The organism is Mesorhizobium sp. M7A.F.Ca.MR.148.00.0.0, assembly GCF_003997735.1.
Taxonomy (GTDB): Bacteria; Pseudomonadota; Alphaproteobacteria; order Rhizobiales; family Rhizobiaceae; genus Mesorhizobium.
Genome location: NZ_RZTB01000028.1, coordinates 1 through 8,396, shown reverse-complemented (window position 1 = coordinate 8,396; position 8,396 = coordinate 1). Strand labels below are relative to the sequence as shown.

The window sequence follows — 8,396 nt, the reverse complement described above, 5'->3', positions numbered from 1 at the left end:
CCTGGCCAAGCAGCCTTCTGCCCTCGCGGGTGGGACGTGCCGTATGATTTCTCAGCGGTGTTTCAAAGCGACAATGGCGGCCGGATCATGAAGGAAATGCACAGCCCTTCGATAGGGGTGTGGCCATGGTTCAACGGATCATCACGGGGTACGTCAGCGTCCAGAGAAGAGGCAGTTTTCGAGGTTGAGTTGGCTTACACTCGATGGGTGGCGAAAGCCGATGGCCCAAGTAGAGACCGGAAACGGTTTACATTCGATGCGGAACCATTGATTTCCAACGAGCGCATTTTTCCCAGTCTTACACGGAAGCCCTTGGAATCCGGTCGAAAGGGCTAGCTTCCCAAACTGACGGGCCAGTAGCCAAAAAAGCCAAAGGGGTATCTTAACCACCTCGCGCTTGTCACCCCACCTTGAAATGTTTAGATCGCATGCAAACGGGGCGTTGCAAAGGCATTGGGGGGCTAGTTGCACCATTGGCTTATGAAGTGGTTATATGGACCTACTTGGTCCACCTAATAGCTCAGATCGCGCTTATCCAGGCGGTTGATTATGTTTTCAACCTTTCCTCGGGCACATGGCTTGGGAACCATCGCCCTTTAGTAGCTTTCTTTTTGGTGGTACACTTCATTGGATATTTCCTGACGGAAGTCCTATCTGCAGACCGGACACGGCTTGATAAGTTGGTTCAGGACAAGCTTGGTGAACCCGATGAGTGACGTGATGCGAGATCCGGTTTTTTGGCTGTTGATGATCCTGCCACTTTGCGCGATCGTCCAACTGATGGCGGCTCTGTATCTGAGAACTCGCCGGCGCGAGCTACTCTCGCTCGTTGAGGAATTAGCTAGCGACGACCTGAATAAGGAAGATCGCGCCTGGCTGCGTCATGAGATCGACCGATCACGCGCGATACACCTTCTGATCGCCACCCCATTTGTGCCCTTCGCAATCTTGGGCGCATTGGCCATCGCTGTGTATGAGGGCTGGAAGGTAGCCGCGTCGAGCTACAATGAGCGGGTCCACAGTGTTGAACTAAGTGCTGATCGAATGCACCGAAAAGCTGTTGAGATAGGTGAAGGCATCAGCCTTAAGAAGAGCGTGATTTGGGACGACCCTCGCTCCAAGCGCGTACGGGAATTGGTCGGACAGATTGAGGATTGGAATAGTCCTATCGCAATGGTTTGGATCGCAGCCTGGCTGATTGCGGCTTTGCCATTGCTCGTTGTTGCGTACTTTATCTCCGGTTCGATCCGGCCGTTCGTCGTTAATTTGTGGGGCCCTCTGCGCGAGCCGATTGCATCTATTTTGAAGGACACTCCTCTAGGGCGGAGCGCATAGACGTCGCTGTAATCGGGCGGGCTTCCTTTCCGGGCAAGTTCTTGATCTTCAACTTTGGTGCATTTCCCCACGAATTCGATATCGGAGAGAGTCGAAACCTATCGTTGTTGCTTTGGGTTTTCACCGCCTGTCACGCCGGAGGTCGCGGGTTCGAGCCCCGTCACTCGCGCCATTTCTCTCAAGGGTATCAAGCTCTTGGCTTCAGAGAAATGTCGACATTGATTGTCAAAAATATTGTCTTGCAAGAGACCTGAGGTCACTCAGGTCCTTTCAGCCCTTGCCTACGCCTGGCCCTGCAAGATCATCCCCTCGCCAGTAGTGCCTCGACCTCCTGCAACGTCGGCATCGACGGTGCAGTCCCCGGTCGCGTCACGGAGATACCGGCGACGGCGCAGGCGAAGCGCACCGCTTGCAGCGGCTCCACGCCCCTCGACAGTGCTGCGGCAAGCCCGCCATTGAAGGCATCGCCTGCCCCCGTGGTTTCGACCACCGGGCCGGCGCTGACGGCTGGAACATGGTCGGAGCGCTCCTTCGAGTGCAAAAGCGCGCCCTTGTCGCCGAGCGTGACGATGACCGTGCCGACCCCCTTTTTCAGCAGACTGTCCGCGGCGCGCCGCGCCTCGTCGACCGAGGACACCTTCATCCCGGTCAGTTCCTCCGTCTCGGTCTCGTTGGGCGTGAGATAGTCGCACAGCGTGTAGATGCGGTCGGGAAGCTTTGCCGCGGGGGCCGGGTTGAGGATCGTCGTCACCCCTGCCCCACGCGCGATCTCCAGTGCCCGCATGGCTGCTTCGATCGGCTGTTCGAGTTGGGTGACAAAGACGCCGGCATTGCTGATCAATGCAGCATTGGCTTCGATATCGGCTGGAGAGATCAGCATGGCAGCACCGGGGCTGACGATGATGGCGTTGTTGCCGCTGGTCTCCTCGACGAAGATGTAGGCCGCACCGGTGTAGCTTTCCGGCGTATCGATGACGGCATTTTTCACGCCCGCCTGCGCCCAGGTCTGCCTCGCCATGTCGGCGAAGGGATCGACGCCGAGACGGGTGAGGAAGGTGACGTCGGCGCCGAGCTTGCCGGCGGCAACCGCCTGGTTAGAACCCTTGCCGCCCGGCCCCAGCGTGAAGGATGTGCCGAGGATGGTTTCGCCCATGCGCGGCTGCCGCTGCGCCCTGTAGGCGGTGTCGGCGACGAACACACCCAATATGACGACAGGCTTCATGACGACCGGCTTGCCCGAAGCCATGCCGCTACTGCGCATCCGGCGGCACGACGCCCTTGCGAAAGGCGAAGCAGCCGTAGAAGCGGCGCTCACCTGTCTGGATGACGCAATAGGCCTGTTTGGCGCGCTCGTAGAAGGCATAGCGCTCGACCGCGATCATCGGCCAGGACTTGCCCTCGGCCTTGTCGACCTCCTTCTGCACTTCGCTTTGTACGGGCGGAATTTCGTCGGGCTTGCCGACGATTTCCATGCGCGCGGCCGAGTCGTCGACGAATGTATCCAGTGGGTAGAGCGACAGCACCGCCTTGACCACTTGCGCCGCCGAGGCATCGATGCGCAGCACGCGGCCGAGCGCCGTCTGGCGCGCCACCGAATCGGACGGAAAATTGGTGTCGGCGATGATCAGATCATCGCCATGCCCCATTGCCCGCAATGCCTGCAGCACGTCGGCATTGAGCAGCGGGTTGATGCCTTTGAGCATGGTATTCCTCGTGAGTTGGGATCAGAGACGCTTGCCGGTCTCTGCGTCGAAAAGATGGATCTGGTCGAGCCGTGGCTTCAGCTTCAACGTATCGCCCGGCTTGAAGTCGTGACGCTCGCGAAACAGCGCCACCATCTCGCCTTCGCCGAAGCGCAGGAACACCAGCGTTTCCGAGCCGGTCGGCTCGACCACCGAAATCTTCGCCGGCACGCCATCGGGATGGATTTCGAGATGCTCCGGTCGCACGCCATAGACGACGGCTTGCCCGTCCTGTGCGGCGTTGCCCGATGCGATCGGGAACAGCGTGCCCGCGATGTCGACACCGGGCTTGTCGCCTTTGCGCATGGTGCCCTTGAGCAGGTTCATCGACGGCGAGCCGATGAAGCCGGCGACAAACAGGTTGGCCGGTCTGTCGAACAGCTCCAACGGCGCGCCGACCTGCTCGATGCGGCCGTCGCGCATGACGACTATCTTGTCGGCCATGGTCATGGCCTCGATCTGGTCGTGGGTGACATAGATGGTGGTGGTCTTCAGCCTCTGGTGCAGTTCCTTGATCTCGGTGCGCATCTGCACGCGCAGCTTGGCGTCGAGATTGGACAGCGGCTCGTCGAACAGGAAGACCTGCGGATTGCGCACGATGGCACGGCCCATGGCCACGCGCTGTCGCTGGCCGCCGGAAAGCTGGCGGGGATAGCGCTTCAGATAGGGATTGAGGTCGAGGATATCGGCGGCGCGCTTGACCCGCTCGGCGACCAGGGCCGGATCGGTTTTCCTGAGCTTGAGCGCGAAGGCCATGTTCTGCTCGACCGTTTTGTGCGGATAGAGCGCATAGTTCTGGAACACCATGGCGATGTCGCGCTTGGCCGGCGGCAGATGATTGACGACGCGGTCGCCGATGGCGATCGTACCGGCGGAGACGGTCTCCAACCCAGCCACCATCCTGAGCAATGTGGACTTACCGCAACCCGAAGGGCCAACCAGCACCACGAACTGTCCGTCTGCGATATCGACGCTGACTTCGTGCAGAACCTTGACCGTTCCAAAGGCCTTGGCCACCTTGCTGATCGCGACTTGCGCCATGTCTCCCCCATCGGCTCCATTAGCCGTAGGCGCAGAAGCTAACCAACGCGACCTGTCAGGGCAAGTCGGTCCCTTAGAGATAAAAACCCGTTCTCGTTGACACGGCGTTTGGTTGTGAGAATAGTGGCTGGCGCTGGTCAAAATGTCGGTACCCGATCCGCAGGGAAATTCAATCGACGCAGGGTGGGGTCCTGCCTAATTCGTTTCCGAAACGGGAGCATCGTTGGCGCTCCGGCGTCCGACAGTTGGCCGATTTATTCACACTGATGTTCTGGGAGGAATAGGCGATGAGAACGGGTCTTTACGACAAACTGGTTCGAGCCGGCGCCACAAGGCGCGACATATTGAAGGGCGCGGCCAGCATGGCCGCGATCGCAGCCGCATCCAGCGCCGGACTTGGCGCCTTGACGCGCCCGGCTTCCGCGGCAAGCGAATTGCGCACAAAAATCCTGCAGATCCCCGGCGTCGGCAAAGGCCAGCCGACGGACGCCGACTTCCAGAAGGTCGGTGAACTCTGCCTCGAAGCGACCAAGGCCAATGTCAAGGAAGGCGAATTCGCCGGCGTCGAGTTGACCTTCATGGGTCTCAACAACCAGAACCTGCACAATGTGCTGTTCCGCGGCTTCCTGAAGCCATGGGAGACCTACACCGGCGCCAAGATCAACTGGATCGACCTGGCGCAGGCCGACTACAACGCCCGCCTGCAGCAGTCGATCGCGACCGGCACCGTCGACTTCGACATCATCGAAATGGGCGCGCCGTTCGAAGGCGATGTCTGCGGCAAGGGCCTGACGTCGGAAATGCCCGACTGGGTCAAGACCCAGATCGATTTCGACGACCTCGTCAGCTATCTGAAGCCGCCGGTCGGCACCTGGGACGGCAAGCAATACCGCGTGACCGTCGACGGCGACGCGCACAACTTCAACTACCGCACCGACGTGTTCGCCGATGCCGACCTCGCCAAGGCCTGGAAGGATGGCGGCGGCGAAGGTGAATGGGGCGTACCGAAGACCTGGCAGCAGGTTCAGGCGGTGACCAAGTTCCTCAAGGGCAAGAAGCTCAAGGACCAGGACGTCTATGGCTATCTCGACGCGCCAAAGCCCTGGGGCGGCTTCGGCTTCTATTTCCTCGGCAGTCGCGCCACCGCTTATGCCAAGCACCCCGACGACAAGGCCTGGCTGTTCGACGCCGACACGATGAAGCCACGCGTCAACAATCCGGCCTGGGTGCGCGCCATCCAGGACGTCATCGACGCGCTGCCGTACGAACCCGCCGACCAGATCAATGCCGATCCGAACACGACCGCCTTCCAGCAGTTCCTGGCCGGCACCGGCTCGATGGTCACTTGGTGGGGCGACGTCGGCTCCAACGTCAAGACCAACGACTCTTCCGTCGTCGGCGACGTCACCGGCTTCTCGATCCTGCCCGGCTCGGACGATGTCTACAATGCGAAGACCGGCGCCTGGGACAAGCTCGCCAGCGGCCCGAACTATGCGCCCAACTGCGCCTATCTCGGCTGGGGCGTCTATGTGATGGCCCGCGTCGATGCCGACGAAAAGAAGAAGAAGGCGGCATGGTCCGCCGCCGCCCATCTCGGCGGCAAGGACCTGTCGATCTGGACGGCGATGTATCCGTCGGGCTTTCAGCCCTACCGCAACTCGCATTTCGACATTCCCGAATGGGTGGCGGCCGGCTACGACGAGGCCTTCATCACCTCCTACCTCAAGTCGGAATCAGACAGCTACAACCATCCGAACGCGGCGATCGAGCCACGCATCCCCGGCATCTTCCAATACTACAGCGCCGCCGAGGACATCCTGGCCAACACTTTCGCCGGCAAGATGAAGGCGCAGGAAGGCGCCGACGCCATCGCGGCGGCCTGGGAGAAGCTGACCGATCAGATCGGCCGCGACAACCAGATCAAGCTCTACAAAGCTTCGCTCGGCATGTAGGCTGGCCTATGAACCGTGGTCCGGCGGCAACGCCGGACCACTTTAGACCGGCTCCGGCTCTTCGAGAGCCTTCAAACGGGCGAGATTTGTGGCTGACCAGACTTCGACCGCGAACCAGTGGCCGGCAGATGCCGGCCCTTCCGATCTGATCTCTCCAGGCCGCAAACGCCTTGGCTGGGCGCTGATGGCCGTTGCGACGCTTGGCCTGCTGGCGACGATCGTGCTGGAGATCCTCTACAAGGGCAGCACCGATACGATCGGCTTCGAGACCTGGCGCCCCGTCGTCTATGCCTATGTGCTGTGGGGCGTGGCGATCGGCATCGGCCAGGTGCTGACGCGCGGCGAGGACGGCCAGCGTGCCCTGTTCCTGCTGCCGGCGCTGCTGTTCACCATCGCCATGGTGATCTTCCCGACGCTGTTCGGTTTCTACATCGCCCTCACCGACTGGAACCTCAGCTCGTTCAGCGGTCGCAAGTTCAACGGGCTCGACAATTTCTGGCAGATGCTGGCCGATCCCTACTACCGCAACGCGCTGTTCAACATGGTGCTCTATGTGTTGGCGGTGGCGGTCGAATATGTCATCGCCTTCGGCCTGGCGCTGCTGCTCAACGCGCAGATCCGGGCGCGAAAATTCTTCCGCGTCGTCTTCCTGATGCCGTTGATGCTGTCCCCGGTCGCGGTGTCGTGGATGATCGGCAAGTCGCTGATGGAATACCGGTTCGGACCGGCAGCAACGCTGGCGCGCCATCTCGGCTGGGAAAATCCCGCCTTCTTCTCCGACCCGATCATCGCGCGCATATCGATCATGATACTGGATGCCTGGACCTTCATTCCGTTCATGATGATCATGCTGCTGGCCGGGCTGCAGGCGATGTCGCGCGAGGTGCTCGAAGCCGCGCGCGTCGACGGCGCCAATGCGTGGCAGACCTTCTGGCAGGTCACTTTTCCGCTGATGTTGCCGGTGTCGGTGACGGCGGTGATCCTGCGCATCATCTTCAAGTTGAAGCTTGCCGACATCATCATCACCGTGACATCCGGCGGCCCCGGCGGCGCCACCGATTCCGTGTCGAGCTTCATCTATCGCGAATATCGCGACCGCTCGAATGTCGGCTACGGAACCATGCTGGCGATGGCATATCTGGTGATCATCGTCGTCTTCGTCACGTGGCTGTTGAAATTCGCCAACCGTTTTGTCCGCAATGTCAATTAAAGCAAGATGGGGGTGAATTGAGCCCGATGAGCGTTCAGACCACCGAATATGTCGCCTCGGAGATCCGCTCGCCGGCGAGCTTCCTCGCCAGCCGCGTTTTCATCTATGGGGCGCTGGCCTTCTGGGCGTTCATCTGCCTGTTCCCGATCTACTGGACGGTGACAACGTCGTTCAAGACCGCGGTCGACGTCACGCAAGGCCATCTCATCCCGTTCGTCGACTTCCAGCCGGACTGGAAGGGCTGGCGCTCGCTCGGCCTGTCGCCGGACTCGATTTTCCAGACCTCGACGGTGCGCGAGGAGTTCCTCAAGCGCTTCATGAATTCGGTGATCACCTCGGTCGGCGCGTCGAGCCTGGCCATCGTCATCGGCAGCCTCGCCGCCTATGGGCTCACCCGCTATCGCTATCATTTCGCGTGGTTCAAGAACGAGGACATCTCGTTCTTCTTCCTATCGCAGCTGATCCTGCCGCCGGTGGTGCTGGCGCTGCCCTTCCTGGTGCTCTATCGCGAGGTCGGCCTGCTCGACACGCGCGTCGGTCTGATCCTGCTTTACACGCTGATGGTGCTGCCGATCGTCATCTGGATCATGCGCGACCAGTTCAACTCGATCCCGGTCGAGCTCGAGGAAGCAGCCCTTGTCGACGGGCTGTCGATCTGGGGGGCGTTCTTCCGCATCGTCATGCCGATCGCGCTGCCGGGCATGGTCGCCGCCTTCATCCTGGCGATGGTGCTGTGCTGGAACGAGTATTTCTTCGCCGCCCTTTTGACCTCGACCGACGCCAAGACCATCCCGGTCATGGTGGCGAGCCAGACCGGATCGCAAGGCATCAACTGGTGGTCGATGGCGGCGCTCGCCACGGCAGCCATCGCGCCGCTGGCGGTGATCGGCATCGCGCTTGAGCGCTATCTGATCATGGGCATGACCGCAGGAGCGGTGAAGTAGCAGGGCCCCCTCTTGCCTTCTCCCCCTGTGGGGTGAGCAGCCGGTTCGCCGAAGGCGAATTCATCGTGCCAGTGGCACGATGAAAGGCCGGCGAACGCCGGGACGCTGCGAAGCAGCGGGAACCCGGCAGGGTGGACCGACTAACCACGCCCGGCCCTTCGCAGGCTCAGGA

General features: G+C 60.9%; 7 protein-coding genes. 4 read left to right on the top strand and 3 right to left on the bottom strand.

All coding sequences use genetic code 11. The features are described 5' to 3' along the window. Positions 1–708 precede the first annotated feature (708 nt). A complete protein-coding gene (locus EOB49_RS13640; protein ID WP_127381263.1) occupies positions 709–1,335 on the top strand; it encodes a hypothetical protein in 627 nt (208 codons plus the stop codon). Between the two features lie 301 nt (positions 1,336–1,636). Here the strand turns inward: EOB49_RS13640 and rbsK are convergent, their stop codons facing one another. Genes rbsK through ugpC form a run of 3 tightly spaced genes read right to left on the bottom strand, consistent with a single transcriptional unit; the run spans position 1,637 to position 4,118 of the window. Continuing rightward, the gene (rbsK, locus tag EOB49_RS13635) at positions 1,637–2,581 is read right to left on the bottom strand and encodes a ribokinase (RefSeq protein ID WP_127381262.1); all 945 of its coding nucleotides are present in this window, start codon (positions 2,579–2,581) and stop codon (positions 1,637–1,639) included. 4 nt (positions 2,582–2,585) lie between these two features. Continuing rightward, positions 2,586–3,038 (bottom strand): RbsD/FucU family protein, encoded by a 453-nt coding sequence (locus EOB49_RS13630; RefSeq protein WP_127322987.1) that lies wholly within the window; start codon positions 3,036–3,038, stop codon positions 2,586–2,588. Positions 3,039–3,059: 21 nt separating this feature from the next. Then, the gene (ugpC, locus tag EOB49_RS13625; protein ID WP_127266589.1) at positions 3,060–4,118 is read right to left on the bottom strand and encodes a sn-glycerol-3-phosphate ABC transporter ATP-binding protein UgpC; all 1,059 of its coding nucleotides are present in this window, start codon (positions 4,116–4,118) and stop codon (positions 3,060–3,062) included. 287 nt (positions 4,119–4,405) lie between these two features. On the opposite strand from ugpC, the gene EOB49_RS13620 reads away from it, so the two are divergent. From EOB49_RS13620 to EOB49_RS13610, 3 genes are all read left to right on the top strand, one after another. Next, entirely contained in the window at positions 4,406–6,070 is a 1,665-nt protein-coding gene (locus EOB49_RS13620; protein ID WP_127381261.1) for a sugar ABC transporter substrate-binding protein, read from the top strand. A gap of 88 nt (positions 6,071–6,158) precedes the next feature. Further along, on the top strand, positions 6,159–7,280 hold the full coding sequence (locus tag EOB49_RS13615; RefSeq protein ID WP_127321754.1) for a sugar ABC transporter permease: 1,122 nt from the start codon (positions 6,159–6,161) through the stop codon (positions 7,278–7,280). Positions 7,281–7,306: 26 nt separating this feature from the next. Beyond that, positions 7,307–8,224 carry a carbohydrate ABC transporter permease gene (locus tag EOB49_RS13610; RefSeq protein WP_127321755.1) on the top strand — a complete coding sequence of 306 codons (918 nt, stop codon included), beginning with the start codon at positions 7,307–7,309 and terminating at the stop codon, positions 8,222–8,224. Positions 8,225–8,396: the final 172 nt, after the last annotated feature.